This is a genomic window from Variovorax sp. RA8 (assembly GCF_901827175.1).
In the GTDB taxonomy this organism is placed as follows: domain Bacteria; phylum Pseudomonadota; class Gammaproteobacteria; order Burkholderiales; family Burkholderiaceae_C; genus Variovorax.
Genome location: NZ_LR594662.1, coordinates 6,450,283 through 6,468,062, shown reverse-complemented (window position 1 = coordinate 6,468,062; position 17,780 = coordinate 6,450,283). Strand labels below are relative to the sequence as shown.

At 67.1% G+C, this 17,780-nt stretch carries 14 protein-coding genes; 10 read left to right on the top strand and 4 right to left on the bottom strand.

Annotation, left to right across the window (positions count from 1 at the left end):
• Positions 1-118 precede the first annotated feature (118 nt).
• The 7 genes from E5P3_RS30760 (at position 119) to E5P3_RS30730 (ending at position 7,150) form a co-directional block, all read left to right on the top strand.
• Positions 119-1,168, top strand: coding sequence for an SPFH domain-containing protein (locus tag E5P3_RS30760; protein WP_162589422.1), 1,050 nt, complete (start codon positions 119-121; stop codon positions 1,166-1,168).
• A 77-nt stretch (positions 1,169-1,245) separates the two neighbouring features.
• The gene (locus tag E5P3_RS30755; RefSeq protein WP_162589953.1) at positions 1,246-2,724 is read left to right on the top strand and encodes a DUF4178 domain-containing protein; all 1,479 of its coding nucleotides are present in this window, start codon (positions 1,246-1,248) and stop codon (positions 2,722-2,724) included.
• A gap of 21 nt (positions 2,725-2,745) precedes the next feature.
• Positions 2,746-2,967: a DUF350 domain-containing protein gene (locus E5P3_RS30750; protein ID WP_068681111.1), complete on the top strand. Its 222-nt coding sequence runs from the start codon at positions 2,746-2,748 to the stop codon at positions 2,965-2,967.
• Positions 2,968-2,983: 16 nt separating this feature from the next.
• Positions 2,984-4,549 (top strand): polyamine aminopropyltransferase, encoded by a 1,566-nt coding sequence (locus E5P3_RS30745; protein ID WP_162589421.1) that lies wholly within the window; start codon positions 2,984-2,986, stop codon positions 4,547-4,549.
• Positions 4,546-6,135: an FAD-dependent oxidoreductase gene (locus E5P3_RS30740; RefSeq protein WP_162589420.1), complete on the top strand. Its 1,590-nt coding sequence runs from the start codon at positions 4,546-4,548 to the stop codon at positions 6,133-6,135. The genes E5P3_RS30745 and E5P3_RS30740 overlap by 4 nt, the downstream gene beginning before the upstream one ends.
• A gap of 50 nt (positions 6,136-6,185) precedes the next feature.
• Positions 6,186-6,554 carry a TA system antitoxin ParD family protein gene (locus E5P3_RS30735; RefSeq protein ID WP_162589419.1) on the top strand — a complete coding sequence of 123 codons (369 nt, stop codon included), beginning with the start codon at positions 6,186-6,188 and terminating at the stop codon, positions 6,552-6,554.
• Positions 6,554-7,150, top strand: coding sequence for a zeta toxin family protein (locus tag E5P3_RS30730; RefSeq protein WP_162589418.1), 597 nt, complete (start codon positions 6,554-6,556; stop codon positions 7,148-7,150). The genes E5P3_RS30735 and E5P3_RS30730 overlap by 1 nt, the downstream gene beginning before the upstream one ends.
• On the opposite strand, the gene E5P3_RS30725 is transcribed toward E5P3_RS30730, so the two are convergent.
• Positions 7,147-8,532, bottom strand: a complete 1,386-nt coding sequence (locus E5P3_RS30725; protein WP_162589417.1) for an aminopeptidase P N-terminal domain-containing protein — start codon at positions 8,530-8,532, stop codon at positions 7,147-7,149. The genes E5P3_RS30730 and E5P3_RS30725 overlap by 4 nt on opposite strands.
• A 137-nt stretch (positions 8,533-8,669) precedes the next feature.
• On the opposite strand from E5P3_RS30725, the gene E5P3_RS30720 reads away from it, so the two are divergent.
• On the top strand, positions 8,670-10,703 hold the full coding sequence (locus tag E5P3_RS30720) for a hypothetical protein (protein ID WP_162589416.1): 2,034 nt from the start codon (positions 8,670-8,672) through the stop codon (positions 10,701-10,703).
• A 378-nt stretch (positions 10,704-11,081) separates the two neighbouring features.
• Positions 11,082-13,553, top strand: a complete 2,472-nt coding sequence (locus E5P3_RS30715) for a hypothetical protein (protein ID WP_197893999.1) — start codon at positions 11,082-11,084, stop codon at positions 13,551-13,553.
• Positions 13,554-14,051: 498 nt separating this feature from the next.
• Here E5P3_RS30715 and E5P3_RS30710 read toward each other — a convergent pair whose 3' ends face one another.
• The gene (locus tag E5P3_RS30710; protein ID WP_162589415.1) at positions 14,052-14,507 is read right to left on the bottom strand and encodes a hypothetical protein; all 456 of its coding nucleotides are present in this window, start codon (positions 14,505-14,507) and stop codon (positions 14,052-14,054) included.
• A gap of 8 nt (positions 14,508-14,515) precedes the next feature.
• On the opposite strand from E5P3_RS30710, the gene E5P3_RS30705 reads away from it, so the two are divergent.
• Positions 14,516-16,597, top strand: coding sequence for a hypothetical protein (locus E5P3_RS30705; RefSeq protein ID WP_197893998.1), 2,082 nt, complete (start codon positions 14,516-14,518; stop codon positions 16,595-16,597).
• Between the two features lie 18 nt (positions 16,598-16,615).
• Here the strand turns inward: E5P3_RS30705 and E5P3_RS30700 are convergent, their stop codons facing one another.
• Both E5P3_RS30700 and speD read right to left on the bottom strand, forming a co-directional pair.
• Positions 16,616-17,344, bottom strand: coding sequence for a nucleotidyltransferase family protein (locus E5P3_RS30700; RefSeq protein ID WP_162589952.1), 729 nt, complete (start codon positions 17,342-17,344; stop codon positions 16,616-16,618).
• Between the two features lie 11 nt (positions 17,345-17,355).
• Entirely contained in the window at positions 17,356-17,748 is a 393-nt protein-coding gene (gene speD / locus E5P3_RS30695; RefSeq protein WP_162589414.1) for an adenosylmethionine decarboxylase, read from the bottom strand.
• Positions 17,749-17,780: the final 32 nt, after the last annotated feature.

The following is a 17,780-nucleotide window of genomic DNA, read 5'->3' as shown; positions in this document are numbered from 1 at the left end:
AGACCTCGCGGTACGGGGCCGCAGGTCTTGCCGAACCGCCGCAAGCAGTCAAAAACCCCCGGAGCGCCAACCCATTGTGGCAATATGCCCGCTCAGAAAAACCGGACGAGGAGCGACCATGGCGCTGATGGATTTCATCAAGAAGCAGTTCATCGACATCATCCAGTGGACCGAGACTGGAGACGGGACGCTCGCCTGGCGCTTTCCGATGGCGGAAATGGAAATCCAGAACGGCGCCTCGCTCACGGTGCGTGAGTCGCAGGTCGCGGTCTTCGTCAATGAGGGCCAGGTCGCCGACGTGTTCGGCCCGGGCATGTACAAGCTCACCACGCAGACGCTGCCGGTCCTCACTTACCTCAAGAACTGGGACAAGCTCTTCGAGTCCCCGTTCAAGAGCGACGTCTATTTCTTCAGCACCCGCCAGCAGGTCGACCAGAAATGGGGCACGCCCCAGCCGATCACGATCCGCGACAAGGACTTCGGCGCTGTTCGCCTGCGCGCCTTCGGTAACTACAGCTTCCGCATCGGCGACGCCAAGCTCTTCCATACCGAGATCTCGGGCACGCGCGACGTCTACACCGTGGCCGACCTCGACGGCCAACTGCGCGGCCTGGTCCTGCAGAACATCAGCAATGCGATCGCCTCCAGCGGCGTGCCCTTCCTCGACCTGGCCGCCAACCAGATCCAGTTCGCGCAGGCGCTGGCGGCGCAGCTGGTGCCCGAGTTCGCCAAGATCGGCATCCAGCTCGAGGCCATCACGGTCCAGAACGTCTCGCTGCCCGAGGAGCTGCAGAAGATCCTCGACCAGAAGATCGGCATGGGCATGGTCGGCAACGACATGGGCAAGTTCATGCAGTACCAGACGGCACAGGCGATCCCGAAGTTCGCCGAAGGCTCTGGCCAGGGCAGCGGCATCGCCGGGGACGCGATGGGCCTCGGGGCCGGCGTGGCGCTGGGGCAGGTGCTGGCGCAGAACCTGCAGCAGGGACTCAATCCGGCCAACGCCGCCGCCGCGGCGGCAGCGCAGCAGCAACCCGCCGTGGCGGTGATCAACCCGGCCGACGTGATGACCACGCTCGAAAAACTCGGCGAGCTCAAGACCAAGGGCATCCTCACGCAGGAAGAGTTCGACGCCAAGAAGGCGGAACTGCTGAAGAAGCTGGTCTGAGCCCTCTCCGTTCCGGTTGAGCCTGTCGAAGCGTCTTCGACAAGCTCGCAGCGAGCGGACCCTTGCCGTCGCCTTTCGTGGCCACCGATTCTTCCCAGCAGCGCTACTACCGCGCGCCCTGCCCCGGCTGTGGCGCGCCGGTCGAATTCCGATCGGCGCAGTCCACCCACGCCGTCTGCCCCTATTGCCAGAGCACCGTCGTGCGCCAGGGCGACACGCTCGCGCGCACCGGCAAGATGGCGGAACTGTTCGACGACTTCAGCCCGCTCCAGCTGTTTGCCGCCGGGCGCATCCAGGACCAACCCTTCACGCTGGTGGGCCGGCTGCAGTACAGCTACGAGGGCGGCCACTGGACCGAATGGATCGCCGCGCTGGACGGCGAGCGCACCGGCGTCCTGAGCGAAGACAACGGCGCCTTCGTCTTCTCGCTGCCTTACGAGTTGCAGCGCGAGGCGCCCGATCCGGCCGAGCTGCGCGTGGGCGCCACCACGGCTTTCAACGGCCAGAGCTACACGGTGGCCTCGAACCAGCAGGTGCGGCTGGTTTCGGCGCAGGGCGAGCTGCCGCGGTTGCCCGAGCTCGGCCGGCCCTTCGCGGCGGTCGAATTGCGCAGCGACCAGGGGCTGGTGCTGAGCCTCGACTACGACACCCAGCCGCCGGGCGCCTATCTCGGTCGCGCGGTGCAGCTCGAGGATCTGCAGCTGACCGGCCTGCGCGACGAATCGGCCAAGGAGGAAAAGGGCCGCAGCTTCAACTGCCCGAACTGCGGCTCGCCGGTCACGGTCAACTTCGCCGAGAGCAAGAGCGTCACCTGCCGCGCCTGCAACAGCATCATCGACCTGACGCAGGGCATCGGCGGCGAGCTGCGCCACGCGGAGCAGCACGAACCCGTGCAGCCGCTGATCCCCATCGGCACCACCGGCCAGCTGCAAGGCGCGCAGTGGCAGGTGGTCGGCTTCCAGCACCGCATGGGCGTCGCGCCCGGCGACGACGAGCATTTCGGCTGGAACGAGTACCTGCTCTACAACAAGAAGCGCGGCTTCAACTTCCTGGTCGACGCCGAGGATGGCTGGAGCCTGGTCAAGCCCACCACTGGTGCGCCCACCATGGCCGAGAACGGCTCGCGCGCCACCTACCTCGGCAAGGTCTACCAGCAGCAGTACGCCTACAACGCCGAGACCAGCTACGTCGCGGGCGAGTTCTACTGGCAGGTCGAGCGCGGGCAGAAGACCTTCAACCGCGACTTCGCCAGCGGCAGCGCCCTGTTGTCGATGGAACGCTCGGCCAAGGAGCTGACCTGGTCCTCCGGCAGCAAGATCGACAGCGCCGCGGTGGCGGCCGCCTTCAAGCTGGATGGCAAGAAGGACATGTTCAAGCGCGGCGACGCGCTCCCGGTGAGCGCGGCCGGCAAGCTCGGCTGCGGCACCATCATCCTGATCATCGTGGTGCTCCTCATCCTGTTGATCATCCTGAGCACCTGCACCAGCAGCTCCAGCGGTTCGCGCAGCTCGGGCGGCTCCTATGGCGGCTATTCCAGTGGCGGAGGCCACAAATGACGTTTTTTTCCGGAGGTCCTCATGTTGGGAATTGAATGGCTAAGGCCCGCGGCCTTCCTGGGCTCGATCCTTTACGCGCTCATCGGCGTGCTGATGTTCTGGATCACCTTCCTGCTCATCGACAAGCTCACGCCCTACGACCTGTGGCAGGAGATCGTCGAGAAGCAGAACGTGGCGCTCGGCGTGGTCGTGGCCGCGATGAGCCTGGGCATCAGCATCATCGTCGCCGCCGCGATTCATTGAGTCGTCGCGGCGGTCGATGAGCGAGGCAGCCTTGGATCCGGCTCCCGCGACGGCGGCGCGCGGCCCGCAGCCGGTCGAGATCGCGCTGCTGGCCAGCGTGTTCGTGGTCGCGGCCTGCGGGCTGGTCTACGAGCTGAGCGCCGCGGCCCTCAGCTCGTACCTGCTCGGCGACTCGGTGCTGCAATTCAGCACCGTCATCGGCACCTACCTGTTCGCAATGGGCGTGGGTTCGTGGCTCTCGCGCTACTTCGAGCGCCAGCTGCCGGCTCACTTTCTGCGCATCGAGCTGATGGTGGCCGTGATCGGCGGCGCGCTGCCGGCGCTGCTGTTCATCGCCAACGCCTACATTCCCGGCGCCTTCCGCCTCTTGCTCTACGGGCTGGTGCTGGTGGTCGGAACGCTGGTCGGGCTCGAGATCCCGCTGGTCATGCGCATCCTGCGCCGCAACGTGATGCTCAAGGACCTGGTCTCGCAGGTACTGACCTTCGACTACCTGGGTGCGCTGGCGGTGTCGGTTGCCTTCCCGCTGCTGCTCGTGCCCCAGCTCGGCATGATCCGCACCGGACTGCTCTTCGGGCTCATGAATGCGGCGGTGGCGCTGTGGGCGCTGTGGCTCTTCAGGCACGAGTTGCGCCGCGTGGGCGCGCATGCGCTGGCCTGCGCGCTGGCACTGGCCGCGCTGGCCGCCGCCTTCGTCTTCGCGGGGCACATCACGACGCTGGCGGAAGACAAGTTCTATCAAGACCGCATCGTCTTCAGCGAGAGCTCGCCCTACCAGCGCATCGTCGTCACGCGCGGCGGGGCCGGGCACCGGCTCTTCCTCAACGGCAACCTGCAGTTCGCCGAGCGCGACGAGTACCGCTACCACGAGGCCCTGGTGCACCCGGCGATGGCGGCCCAGGGCGCACCGAAGAAGGTGGCCGTGCTCGGCGGCGGCGACGGCATGGCGGTGCGCGAGATCCTCAAGTACCCTTCGGTGGAGAGCATCACGCTGGTCGAGCTCGATCCAAACATGACGCGGCTGTTCAGCGACCACGAGACGCTCGCCGCCCTCAACGGCGGTGCCCTCAAGTCGCCGAAGGTCCGGGTCGTCAACACCGACGCCTTCCAGTGGCTGCAGCAGGCCGGCGAGATGTTCGACGTGATCGTGGTCGACTTTCCCGATCCCACCAATTTCGCGATCGGCAAGCTCTACACGAATTCCTTCTACGCCTTGCTCGACAGGCGGTTGGCCGCCAGCGGCTATGCCGTGATCCAGACCACCTCGCCGCTGGTCGCCCGCAAGAGCTTCTGGACCGTGGTCGCCACCGTCGAGTCGGTCGGCCTGGTGGCGACGCCCTACCACGCCCATGTACCCAGCTTCGGCGAATGGGGCTTCGTGGTGGCGGGCCGCAGGCCCTACCGGCTGCCCGAGGCCCTGCCCGAGGGGCTCCGCTTCCTGACCATGCCGGCGCTGCCCCAGCTGTTCGAATTCCCGCGCGACATGGCGCGCGTACCGGCCGAGGTGAACCGGCTGTCCAACCAGACCCTGGTCACCACCTACGAGCAGGAGTGGGGCAAGGTCTCCGGCCACGGGGGATGAAGCGCCGCGCATTCTTCGGTGCCGCCGGCGCCCTGGCGTTTGGCGGCTGCGGCGCGCGGCACGAGATCGAGGGCGGCTTCACCGGCATCGATGTCGCCCGCGGCCACGCACTGCGCGACGAGGCGTGGCGCCGCAGCGAGGCGCCCTCGGTCACGCGCCGCACGCGCGTCCTCATCGCCGGGGGCGGCGTGGCGGGACTGGCGGCCGCGCGCGCCCTGCGCATGGCCGGCATCGACGACTTCGTGCTGCTCGAGCTCGAGGATCAGGCCGGCGGCAACAGCCGCGGCGGCCAGTTGGGCGGCATCGCCTGCCCGCTTGGCGCCCACTACCTGCCGCTGCCGGGCGACGAGGCGCATGAGGTGCAGGACCTGCTCGAGGAGCTCGGCCTGCGCCGGCGCGTGGCGGGCCGGTGGGAGTACGAAGAACGTCACCTCTGCCACAGCCCACAGGAGCGCTTGTTCTTCCAGGGCGCCTGGCAGGACGGCCTGCTGCCCCTGCAGGGCGTGCATGAGCGCACCCTGGCGCAGTACCGCCTGTTCTCGCGGCGCGTGGAAGCCCTGCGGCGCGAGGCGCGCTTTGCCCTTCCGACGCTGCGCGCGCCACTCGCGCAGCGCCTGCTGGAACTGGACGCCCTGCCCTTCGCCGCCTGGCTCGAACGCGAAGGCCTCGACGATCCGCAGCTGCGCTGGTACCTGGACTATTGCTGCCGCGACGACTACGGCGCCGGCAGCGCCCATGTCTCGGCCTGGGCGGGCATCCACTATTTCGCGAGCCGGCACGGCTTCCATGCGCCGGGCGACGACGACACCGAGCGCGACGCGGTGCTGACTTGGCCCGAGGGCAATGCCTGGCTCGCCCGGCGGCTCGCGGCGCCGCTGGGAGATCGCCTGAAGACCGGCCATGGAGTCCTGCGCATCGCCGAAACCCGCTCGGGCGTCGAGGTCGAGGCCTTCGATGTCGCCAGCGGGGTTCGGGTGCGCTGGCAGGCGGAGCGCTGCATCGTCGCGCTGCCGGCCTTCATCGCCGCCCGCGTGGTGGAGAACCCGCCCGCGCCGCTGCGCGACGCCGCGGCCGCGTTGCGCTATGCCCCCTGGCTCGTGGCCAACATGCACCTGCGCGAGCCGCTGGCCGACCGGCCGGGCGCGGCGCCGAGCTGGGACAACGTGGTCTATGGCACGCGGGGGCTCGGCTATGTCGACGCGCGCCACCAGGCGCTGGATCCGACCCCGGGCGCCACCGTGCTGAGCTGGTACCGGCCGCTCGGCCCGAGCGCCTACGACGGCCCGGACGGCCGGCGCCTGCTGCTGGATCGCCCCTGGGGCGGCTGGCGCGACGAACTGCTCGCCGAGCTGTCGCTGCCTCATCCCGATCTTGCCGCGCTCGCCACCCGCGTCGAGATCACGCGCTACGGCCACGCCATGGCCATCCCCGCGCCCGGACTGCTCGCCCGGCTCGGGGCGCGGGAGCGCGTCGCCGCCGGCCGCCTCGCCTTTGCGCACAGCGACTGGTCGGGCTATTCGATCTTCGAGGAAGCCTTCGTGCGCGGTCACCTCGCAGGAGGGGAAGCCCCGCCGCGCAGCCGCTGAATTGCGCGGGTTTGCGCAATGGCGCAAAATGCGCCAATCAGGAGTGACACATGCCCACGCCAACCCCCTTTGCTTCCGTCAAGCTGCCGGCCGCGCTGGTCGACAAGGCGCGCGATGCGGCCCAGCCCATGCGACGCTCGGTGGCGAGCCAGATCGAGTATTGGGCCACCCTCGGCCGCGCGCTGGAGCAGACCGGCCTCTCCACCCAGGACAGCCAGGCGTTGATCGCGCGCGAGGAAGGGGCGCGTTACGCCGTCGCCGGCGAGGCGCTGCCGGCGCTGTCGTCCGAGCTCGACGCCCTGCACGGCCACGTGCTGGCCCTCGCCCAGTCCGGCGCGCTGGCCGAGCGTGCCAAGGCTGCGGTGGCCGAGAACCGCGCCAAGGCGCAGACCCGTCCGCGCAGCCGCCGCGCGGCCTGATGCCCGTTCTCCATCTGATCGCCGGCCCGAACGGTGCCGGCAAGTCGACGCTGTACCGTTACCTGATCCAGCCGCGCTACCCGCAACTGCCCTTCGTCAATGCCGACCTGTACGAGCGCGAACAGCTCGGCCACATCCGCCATGCCGTCCGCCGGTCCGAGGCGGCGCGAGCCTGGGCCGACGTCCAGCGCAAGACCCACCTGGAGGCCGGGCAGGCCTTCGTCAGCGAAACCGTGTTCTCGCATCCGTCCAAGCTGCAGCTCATCGCCGAGGCCCGGGCATCGGGATTCGAGGTCGCGCTCTATGCGGTGTGCCTGGACGACCCGCGCCGCCTGCTGGAGCGGGTTCAGCAGCGCGTGCACGAGGGCGGCCACGACGTGCCCGTGAACAAGATCCTGGCGCGCTATCCGCGCACCCTCGAGAACCTGCGCCTGGCCGTGCGTGAGGTGCAACTCGCGATGTTGTTCGACGCCGCGGACACCGAGACCGGAGGGCCCCACGTGGTGGCCTCGGTCGTCGGTGGCCAGGTGCGGCCCCACGGCCCGTGGCTGCCCGCCTGGGCACGCAAGGTGCTGGGCCCGGCGGGGGCGGCTTAGGCCCGCATCAGCGCCTCGATCTCGTCCGGCTTGACCGGCACCCCGCGCGAGATCAGCTCGCAGCCTGTTTCGGTCACGATCGCGTCGTCTTCGATGCGGATACCGATGTTGTGGAACTGCTCCGGCACGCCTTCGCCCGGCCGCACATAGATGCCCGGCTCGATGGTCAGCACCATGCCCGGCTTCAGGATACGGCTGGGGCGGTTCTTGATCAGCTCGTTCGACAGCGGGTCCCTGCGCTCGCTGACCTCCCCCGCCTGCGTGGGCTCCACATAGCTGCCGCAGTCGTGCACGTCCATGCCCAGCCAATGGCCGGTGCGGTGCATGTAGAAGGCGAAGTAGGCGCGCTTCTCGATCACGTCGTCCACACCGCCCACCTTGTTCGCATCGAGCAGCCCCAGGTCCAGCATCCCCTGCGACAGCACCTTCACAGTGGCCTCATGAGGGTCATTGAAGCGAGCGCCTGCTCGCGTTGCGGCGACCGCCGCGTCTTGACTTGCCAGCACCAGCTCGTACAGCGCACGCTGCGGGCCGGTGAAGATGCCGTTGGCCGGAAAGGTGCGGGTGATATCGCTCGCGTAGCCGTCCAGCTCGCAGCCGGCGTCGATCAGCACCAGCTCGCCATCGCGGACCGGCGCCACGTCGGCGCGGTAGTGCAGCACGCAGGCGTTGGCGCCGGCGGCCACGATCGAGTTGTAGGCCGGGTACTGCGAGCCGCCGAGGCGGAACTCGTGCAGCAGCTCGGCATCGAGGTGGTACTCGCGCACGTCGCGGCCTTCGCGAAGCATGCGCGCCGACAGCTGCATCGCGCGAACATGCGCGCGCGCGCTGATCTGTGCCGCGCGGCGCATCGTGTCCTGTTCGTGCGCATCCTTGATCAGCCGCATCTCGTCGAGCGGCCCGCACAGGTCGCGCTGTTCCTCGGGGCACAGCGCGCCGTAGCGCACCCTGGCGCGTACCGCCGACAGCCAGCCGTCGACGCGCGACTCCAGTCCCTTGTGCGTCGCGAAGGGATACCACACCGTCTTCTTGTTCTCCAGGAGCTTCGGCATGCGGCTGTCGAGTTCCTCGATCGAGAAAGCCTGGTCGACTCCCAGTGCCGCCGGTGCCGCGTCGGGTCCCAGGCGGTAGCCGTCCCAGATCTCCCGCTCCAGGTCCTTGGGGGCGCAGAACAGGGTGGCATGCCCCTCGCTGGTGAGCACCAGGGAGGCATTGGGCTCGCCGAAACCCGTCAGGTAATAGAAGTAGCTGTCGTGCCGGAACAGGAAATCCGTGTCCCGGTTGCGCGGTCGCTCGACCGCTGTGGGGATGATGGCCACCGCATCCGGTCCCAAATAAGAAGAAAGTTCTTTACGCCGGGGGGTTTGATGATTTGCGGTCATAACGTGACTATGCAATACCTTTGTAACGACTCTCCTGGAGAGTGAAAACACATCACGAAAACATTTGCAAGAAGAGTTGCCCTGTAGGAGGACGCCCACGTACAAATGACTATCTTGTCAAATTGGAGGTATTTTTGTTGAAGTTTTCATATAAAGGCGCGCTTCTGCTGACCGTGGTCGCAAGCGCTCTCATTGCGGGTTGTGGAGGAGGTGGCGGCGGTGGCGGCGGCGGATTCGCCGCCCTCGGCGCAACGGCCACGGGGACGGACACGGGCACCGGCGCCGGCACGACGACGGGCACGAGTGGCGCTGGTGCCGGTACCGGCACCAATGCCACGCCGAGCACCCAGGCTCCGGCCAGCACGACCCCCGTTCCCAACGAAGTCATCGACGCTTCCGGCGCTATCGCTGCTGATGCCTACAAGGCGACCGCTGCCCAGTTCGCCAAGGACGCGGGCATCGCGTACCGCTACGGCAACCCGGCACCGGTCGACAACGGCGGCATTCCGACGCTGCACCAGCGCGCCGACCAGACCATGAGCTACCACGCCGGCACCTGGCAGGTCGGCGGCCCGGTCCTGGCCGATGCGGGCCTGTACTCGACCAACCAGGCCCACGTGGGCTTCGTCGCCGACAACCCGGCCGTGCGCATGGGCGTGGGCGATCTGCAGATCTCGGCGGTCGACCACAACACCTTCGCGCAGGCGCCGCAGCTGCCCTGGCAGGAGGCTGCGGCGTGGGACGGCAGCGCCGGGCGCACCAACTACAACGTCAGCACCTACAAGACAGCCGGACTCACGAACGGCGACCCGGTGGCGGTGGCGCGTTGCGGCGGCCGCACGGGCTTCTGCTCGACTTCGCTGGTCGCTTTCCAGAACGGCTTGATCGGTACCGCAGGCAGCAACACGGCAAACAACAAGGGCTCGGTGAAACTGCCTGCCAACAAGGTGCCGACCGGCATAGCGATCACCAACACCAGCGAATACGCGCTGGTGACGGTGTGGGACACGACGGCAATGAAGGGCCAGGTGGCGGTGATCTCGCTGGCCGGCCTGTGCAACAACTGCAACCCCTACGACTCCGCGAAGAACGGCAGCTACGACGCGTGGTACGACTGGTGGCATGAGTGGATGGGTGTGTATCCGGGCCTGCCGAACATGGGCAACATCGCCTTCATGAAGGTGCTGGGCTACATCGACCTGCCTGGCATGAACGCGCCGACGGAAATCGCGGTCACCACCGGCTTCGACCAGTTCCAGACGGCACTGCCGGAGAAGGGTGGAGAGTTCATGGGCCAGACCTACTCGCCCCTGACCGACCCGGCCAAGCGCGCGACGTTCTCGGGTTCGGGCAGCAATGCCAACCGGTATGCCAAGGCGGGTGTGGCGGTCGTCATCTCCAAGTCGGAGAAGAAGGCTGCGTTCATCGACCTGAAGCCGCTGTTCAGCTACGTCAACAGCGTGTACTTCGGTACGGGCCCGACGGAGTTCACGAACCTGGGGCAGGCCGACAGCCAGTGGCCGTACACCTTCGCGCACAAGCCGCAGCAGACGCCGACGGTGATCTCCACCGTGGCGCTGGACGACCGTCCGACGGCAGTGAAGACGACCCTGTTCGGCAACGTGCACCGGGCGTGGATTGCGACCGAATCGGGCTCCCTGCGCATCTATGGCCTGGGCAACGTGCCCACGGGTACGCTGGCGGCCGACGTGACCGAGAAGGGCCGCGTCCCCGTCGGCAAGAATCCGACCTCGCTCGCGATGTCCAAGATCGATCCGGAGAACAAGACCATCGAGCCGCTGAACCAGCAGGTGCTGGTGGCCTCGCGCGGCGATCGCAAGATCCAATGGGTGAGGTTCGGGTCTGACGGCAACAGCGGCAGCGTGGTGCGGACCCTGCAGGACTCGCGGATCGTGGACCCGATCGCGGTGGAAGACGCCGACAACTTCGCCAGTGACAACATGGTGCTGAGTATTGCGGACTACGCCGGCAAAAAGGTGTCGAACTACCGCTATGGTTCCGTCATCTTCGCCAATCGTGGTGGCTCCTGGTCCTGCCAGCCCCCGGGCGGCTGTCCCGTGCAGCCGACGAACGGAGTGAATATCGAATTCGGCGGCAGCTTTGCGATGGAAGGCAAGCCCTTCAATATCCGAACTGCCAACGTGCCGTAATCGCCGGGATTCGACCTCAACTGATGCAAAAAAGCCCGCCTCGGCGGGCTTTTTTGTTGGTTGCGCCCGCGTTTTCGGCGCATCTTCCTACACGCCAAAGTCAAGAAATTCTCTTTCCAGTCGTGGGGAATTTGCGTTGGAAGCGTTAGCAAGCACAACGTTAGTAACACGCCCCTAGGGAGCCCAGTACACATAGGAAAGGAAGTGCAAGAACGGTTGCCCAGCAAGTTGTTCACCCGTACAAACCCCAACTTAATCAATCTAGGAGGGATTTGCTTGAAAGTCATCGACAAAAGCGCGCTTCTGCTTTTTGTTGCAGCAGGCGCACTCGCGGGATGCGGGGGCGGCGGTAATAGTTCTGGAGGCGGCTTTGCTGCTTTGGGGGCCGAAACGTCACCGACCACTGCTACTTCAACCGAGGCCGCGCCGGCCGAATCAACTGCCGCGACCAAGGAAGATGCAGCGCCCATCAGTAAGCTCGATTCCAGCTGGGTCAAGATCGCCAACGAGGGTCAGGCCTTCACTCTGGCTTCCGCGACGGTCGTTCAATATGGTGCCAACGACACCTACGCCAACAAGTCGCTGTCCGGCTCGGTAGCCTGCGGCAACGGGACCTTTGGTGACCCGCTGCCCTACGTGGCGAAGGCGTGCTACGTCCAAAGCGCGACAGCACCCGCTCCTGCTCCCGCTCCCGCTCCCGCTCCGGCCCCAGCGCCCGTCGCAGGCACGCGGCTGGCAGGCGAGGGCTCGTCCTTTACAGTGGCCTCGGCGACGCTGGTGCAATACGGCGCCAACGGTAAGTGGACCCAGAAGACGGTGAGCGGCAGCGCCAACTGCACGAACGAATTCTTTGGCGGCGACCCCGCGCCCTTCGTCGTCAAGGCCTGCTATTCGCTTGGTGCGGCGACCGCACCCGCGCCGGCACCCGCACCCGCGCCGGCACCCGCTCCGGCACCGGCACCGGCACCGGCACCCGCGCCGGCACCGGCACCGGCCGCTCCGGCGCCCGCTCCGGCCCCGGCTCCCGCCGTCTCCGGCGACGTGGTCGACAGCGCTGGCAACCTTCAGGCGAGCGCGTACCGTGCCATGGCGCCGCTTCTCTCCAAGGCAGAAGGCATTGCCTACCGCTACGGAAACGCCCCGGTGGTGAACAACAGCGGTATTCCGACGCTCTTCAAGCGCGGTGACCAGACCATGAGCTACCACGCTGGCACGTGGCAGGTTGGCGGTCCGGTCTTGGCCGATGCGGGCCTGTACTCGACCAACCAGGCCCACGTGGGCTTCGTCGCCGACAACCCGGCCGTGCGCATGGGGGTGGGTGACCTGCAGATCTCGGCGATCGACCACAACACCTTTTCTCAGGCGCCGCAGCTGCCCTGGCAGGAGGCTGCGGCGTGGGACGGCAGCGCCGGGCGCACCAACTACAACGTCAGCACCTACAAGGATGCCGGCCTTACGACCGGCGATCCTGTGGCGGTAGCGCGTTGCGGTGGCCGCACTGGCTTCTGCTCGACTTCGCTGGTGGCCTTCAACAACGGACTGATCGGCACCGCAGGCAGCAACACGGCGAACAACCGTGGGTCGGTCAAACTGCCTGCCAACAAGGTGCCGACCGGCATCGCGATCACCAACACCAGCGAATACGCGCTGGTGACGGTGTGGGACACGACAGCGCTGAAGGGCCAGGTGGCGGTGATCTCGCTGGCCGGGCTGTGCAACAACTGCGATCCATACAACCCCAACGGAGGAACGCCTACCGGCATCCGAAGCACTACCTATGACCGCTGGTACGACTGGTGGCATGAGTGGATGGGCGTGTATCCGGGTCTGCCGAACATGGGCAACATCGCCTTCATGAAGGTGCTGGGCTACATCGACCTGCCTGGCATGAACGCGCCGACGGAAATCGCGGTCACCACCGGCTTCGACCAGTTCCAGACGGCGCTGCCGGAGAAGGGCGGCGAGTTCATGGGCCAGACCTACTCGCCCCTGACCGACCCGGCCAAGCGCGCGACGTTCTCGGGTTCGGGCAGCAATGCCAACCGGTATGCCAAGGCGGGTGTGGCGGTCGTCATCTCCAAGTCGGAGAAGAAGGCTGCGTTCATCGACCTGAAGCCGCTGTTCAGCTACGTCAACAGCGTGTACTTCGGTACGGGCCCGACGGAGTTCACGAACCTGGGGCAGGCCGACAGCCAGTGGCCGTACACCTTCGCGCACAAGCCGCAGCAGACGCCGACGGTGATCTCCACCGTGGCGCTGGACGACCGTCCGACGGCAGTGAAGACGACCCTGTTCGGCAACGTGCACCGGGCGTGGATTGCGACCGAATCGGGCTCCCTGCGAATCTATGGCCTGGGCAACGTGCCCACCGGCACCACGGCGACCGATGTTGTCGAGAAGGGTCGTGTCGCGATCGGCAAGAACCCGACCTCGCTGGCGATCTCGAAGATCGATCCGGAGAACAAGACCATCGAGCCGTTGAACCAGCAGGTGCTGGTGGCCTCGCGCGGCGATCGCAAGATCCAATGGGTGAGGTTCGGGTCTGACGGGAACACCGGCAGCGTGGTGCGGACCCTGCAGGACTCGCGGATCGTGGACCCGATCGCGGTGGAAGACGCCGACAACTTCGCCAGTGACAACATGGTGCTGAGCATTGCCGACTACACGGGCAAGGCCGTGTCCAACTACCGTTACGGTGCGGTGGTCTTTGCGAGCCGCGGCGGCTCATGGGCATGCCAGCCGCCGGGCGGGTGTCCGGTACAGGCGACTGGCAGCATGAACATGGAGTTCGGCGGCAGCTACACGATGGAGGGCCGGCCCTTCATGCTCAGGTCCGCCAACGTACCCTGATCGCCCCTTTCGATTCAGCCAATTTGCGGCCCGCCTTGTGCGGGCCGTTTTTTTTGGCTGTTGCGTTCATCAGACATCGGCCGTCCACAACGAATTCTTCAGTATACGAATTCAGAAAGTTCAAGTAACCAATTGAAACTAACGTAACCCAGGGCCGTCAGAAAGCGCAACAAAGCAACCGAATGCAAGTAACGTAGGAATCATCTTACAAGCCCCCTCCCCTCGATTTGTCTCGGAGCCCTTCGATGAAAGTCACGGATAAAAACGCGCTTCTGCTCCTTGTTGCCGCAGGCGCCCTGGCGGGTTGTGGAGGCGGAGGGGGTGGCTCCGGCGGCGGATTTCCGGTCTCGCTCGCCAGCGGCGCTGCGCAGACGCCCGCGCCGGCCCCGACACCGGCGGCGCCGGCCAGTGACGACTCGAGCGTCGCGAAGGAACTGGAATCATCGGACAAGCCACTCGATTCGAGCTGGATCAAGGTCGCCGAGGAAAATCAAGGATTCACGTTGCGTGCCTTGCAGGCCGTGAAGTACGGAGCCAAGTCGACCTGGAGGACCAAGTACCTGTCGGGGGCCGTCGTCTGCAGCAACGCGACCTTCGGCGACCCGCTGCCCTACGTGGCAAAAGCCTGCTACGTCCAGGCCTCTGCTCCTGCCCCTGCGCCGGCTCCCGCCCCGGCCCCCGCGCCCGCCCCCGCACCTGCACCTGCACCTGCACCTGCACCTGCACCTGCACCTGCACCCGCCCCTGCACCCGCCCCTGCACCCGCCCCTGCACCTGCACCTGCACCTGCACCCGCACCCGCGCCAGCACCAGCACCAGCACCAGCACCAGCACCAGCACCAGCACCCGCACCAGCACCAGCACCCGCACCCGCACCCGCACCCGCACCAGCACCCGCACCCGCACCCGCCCCTGCACCAATCGCAGGAACGCTGCTCGCCCAGGAGGGCGCATCCTTCTCCGTGCCTCTGGCCACCTTGGTGAAGTACGGCTCCGGCACTTCGTGGGTCGAGAAGACGGTCACGGGCACCGCGCAGTGCACCAACGAGTTTTTCGGCCGGGATCCTTTGCCCTTCGTCGTGAAGGCCTGCTATTCGCTCGGCGCCGCTGCCCTCGTGCCGGCACCGGCACCGGCACCGGCACCAGCCCCAGCCCCAGCCCCAGCCCCAGCCCCAGCCCCAGCCCCAGCCCCAGCCCCAGCCCCAGCGCCAGCGCCAGCGCCAACCAGTGGTGATGTCGTCGACAGCACCGGCCGCGTCGTTGCCGACGCCTACCGCTCGATTGCGTCCAAGCTGGCGAAGGCCGAGGGCATCAGCTATCGCTACGGCAACGCGCCAGCGGTAGACAACGGCGGCATCCTGACGCTCGCCAAGCGTGCGGACCAGACCATGAGCTACCACGCCGGCACCTGGCAGGTCGGCGGCCCGGTCTCGGCCGATCCCGGCCTGTACTCGACCAATCAGGCCCATGTGGGCTTCGTGGCCGACGACACGGCTGCGCGCGTCGGCGTGGGCGACCTGCAGATCTCGGCGATCGACCGCAACACCTTCTCGCAAGCGCCGCAGCTGCCATGGCAGGAAGCGGCGGCGTGGGACGGCAGCGCCGGGCGCAACAACTACAACATCACCACTTACAAGAACGCAGGCCTGGTGACCGGCGACCCGGTGGCGGTGGCGCGTTGCGGTGGCCGCACAGGCTTTTGCGCGACCTCCCTGGTGGCTTTCAACAACGGCCTGATCGGCACTGCTGGCAGCAACACGGCGAACAACCGGACCTCGCTCAAGCTGCCCGAGGGCAAGGTGCCGACCGGCATGGCGGTCACCAACAACAGCGAATACGCGTTGGTCACGGTGTGGGATACCGTGGCGCTGAAGGGCCAGGTGGCTGTGATCTCGCTGGCCGGGCTCTGCAACAACTGCGACCCCTTCAATCCCAATGGCGGAACCCCGACCGGGATCGGGAGCACCACCTACAGCGCCTGGTACGACTGGTGGCACGAGTGGGGAGCCGTCTATCCCGGCCTGCCGAACATGGGCAATACCGCTTTCATGAAGGTCCTGGGCTACGTCGACCTTCCGGGCATGAACGCCCCCACCGAGATCGCGGTCACCACCGGCTTCGACCAGTTCCAGACGGCGCTGCCCGAGAAGTACGGCGAGTTCATGGGCGAGACCTACACGCCCCTGACCGACCCCGCCAAGCGCGCGACCTTCAGCGGCACCGGCACCAATGCCAACCGATATGCCAAGGCGGGCGTGGCTGTGGTCATCTCCAAGTCGGAAAAGAAGGCCGCGTTCATCGATCTGAAGCCGCTGTTCAGCTACGTCAACAGCGTGTACTTCGGCACCGGCCCGACCGAGTTCACGAACCTGGGCTACGCCGATACGCAGTGGCCGTACACCTTCGCCAGCAAGCCGCAGCAGACGCCGACGGTGATCGCCACCGTGGCGCTGGACGACCGACCCACGGCAGTGCGCACCACGCTATTCGGTCCGGTCCATCGGGCCTGGATCGCCACCGAAAGCGGATCGCTGCGAATCTATGGCCTGGGCAACGTGCCCACCGGCACCACTGCAACGGACGTCGTCGAGAAGGGTCGCGTCATCGTCGGCAAGAACCCGACCTCGCTGGCGATCTCGAAGATCGATCCGGAGAACAAGACCATCGAGCCGTTGAACCAGCAGGTGCTGGTGGCCTCGCGCGGCGATCGCAAGATCCAATGGGTGAGGTTCGGGTCTGACGGGAACACCGGCAGCGTGGTGCGGACCCTGCAGGACTCGCGGATCGTGGACCCGATCGCGGTGGAAGACGCCGACAACTTCGCCAGTGACAACATGGTGCTGAGCATTGCCGACTACACGGGCAAGGCCGTGTCCAACTACCGTTACGGTGCGGTGATCTTCGCGAACCGCGGCACCTCATGGGCATGCCAGCCGCCCACCGGGTGTCCCGTCCAGCCCACCGGCAGCATGAACATGGAGTTCGGCGGCAGCCATGCGATGGAGGGCCGGCCCTTCCATATCCGGACGGCCAATGTGCCCTGATGCGCTGACTGTCCCGATCTAGCGACCACCCGGCCCGCCCCGCGCGGGCCGTCTCTTTTCCGCGTTCAGCGCGGCCAGCCGCTCGGGCGTCCCGACGTCGGTCCAGGCACCCTGGTAGAGCTCCGCGCTCACCAGGCCATCGGCCATGGCCGCGCGCAGCAAGGGCGCGAGCGGCGCTCTGACGCCGCCGGGATTGCCGGCCGGAATGTCGCAATACGGCGGCGCGAAAAGTGCCGCACGGTACAGGCCAATGGTCGAGAAGGTGTGCTTCGCCGGCGCATCGTTCAGTGCCAGCCCGTCGGGCGAGATCCCGAAGTCGCCGCGCGGATGGTGCGGCGGGTTCGGCACCAGCCACAGGTGCGCGAGCCGCCCGCCGCCCACGAAATCGTCCACCGCCGCCTGGCTGAACGCGAAGTCCGGCGCGAACACGTCGCCCGCCAGCACCCAGAAGACGTCTCCCAGCAGCGGCAGCGCGCGCACGATCCCGCCCGCGGTCTCCAGCGCACCGCCGAAGTCGCGGCCCTCATGCGAATAGACGATGTTGCAAGCGCCGTGGCGCGGCCCGAAGCGCGTCGCGATCTGTTCGCCCAGCCAGTCGGTGTTGACCACCAGCTGCGCGAAGCCGCTGGCCGCCAGCGCCTCCATGGGCCATTGCATCAGCGGCTTGCCCTGCACCTCGAGCAGGGGCTTGGGCCGCTCGTCGGTCAGCGGCCGCATGCGTTCGCCGCGACCGGCGGCGAGGATCATGGCCCGGATGCTCACTGGACAACCTCCCCGCGGATCGCGCCGCGCTGCAGCGCATGCCGCTCCGCGTGCCCGGGCAGGAACAGCGCCTCCAGCGCCGCCATCAGCGCCCTCGCCTTGGCGGAGTGGTCGGCGCCGAAATTGCACACATAGACATCGAGCGTCGCGCCGCTCTGCTCGGGCCAGGTGTGGACGCACAGGTGCGACTCGGCCAGCAGCACCGTGGCCGTCACGCCGCCCGGTCCCCGAGGGCCGGCCGGAAAGGAATGGAACAGCGCGCCCACGGCCTGCAGGCCCGCGGCCTCGACCGCCTTCACGCATGCGGCCCCCAGGGCCTGCGCGTCGACCAGCCAACGCATCTCGCAATTGCAATCGTGGAGGTCGGCGGTCAGGTGCAGGCCATGCATGGCCGGCACTCTATCAGCCCTCTGCCGCCTCT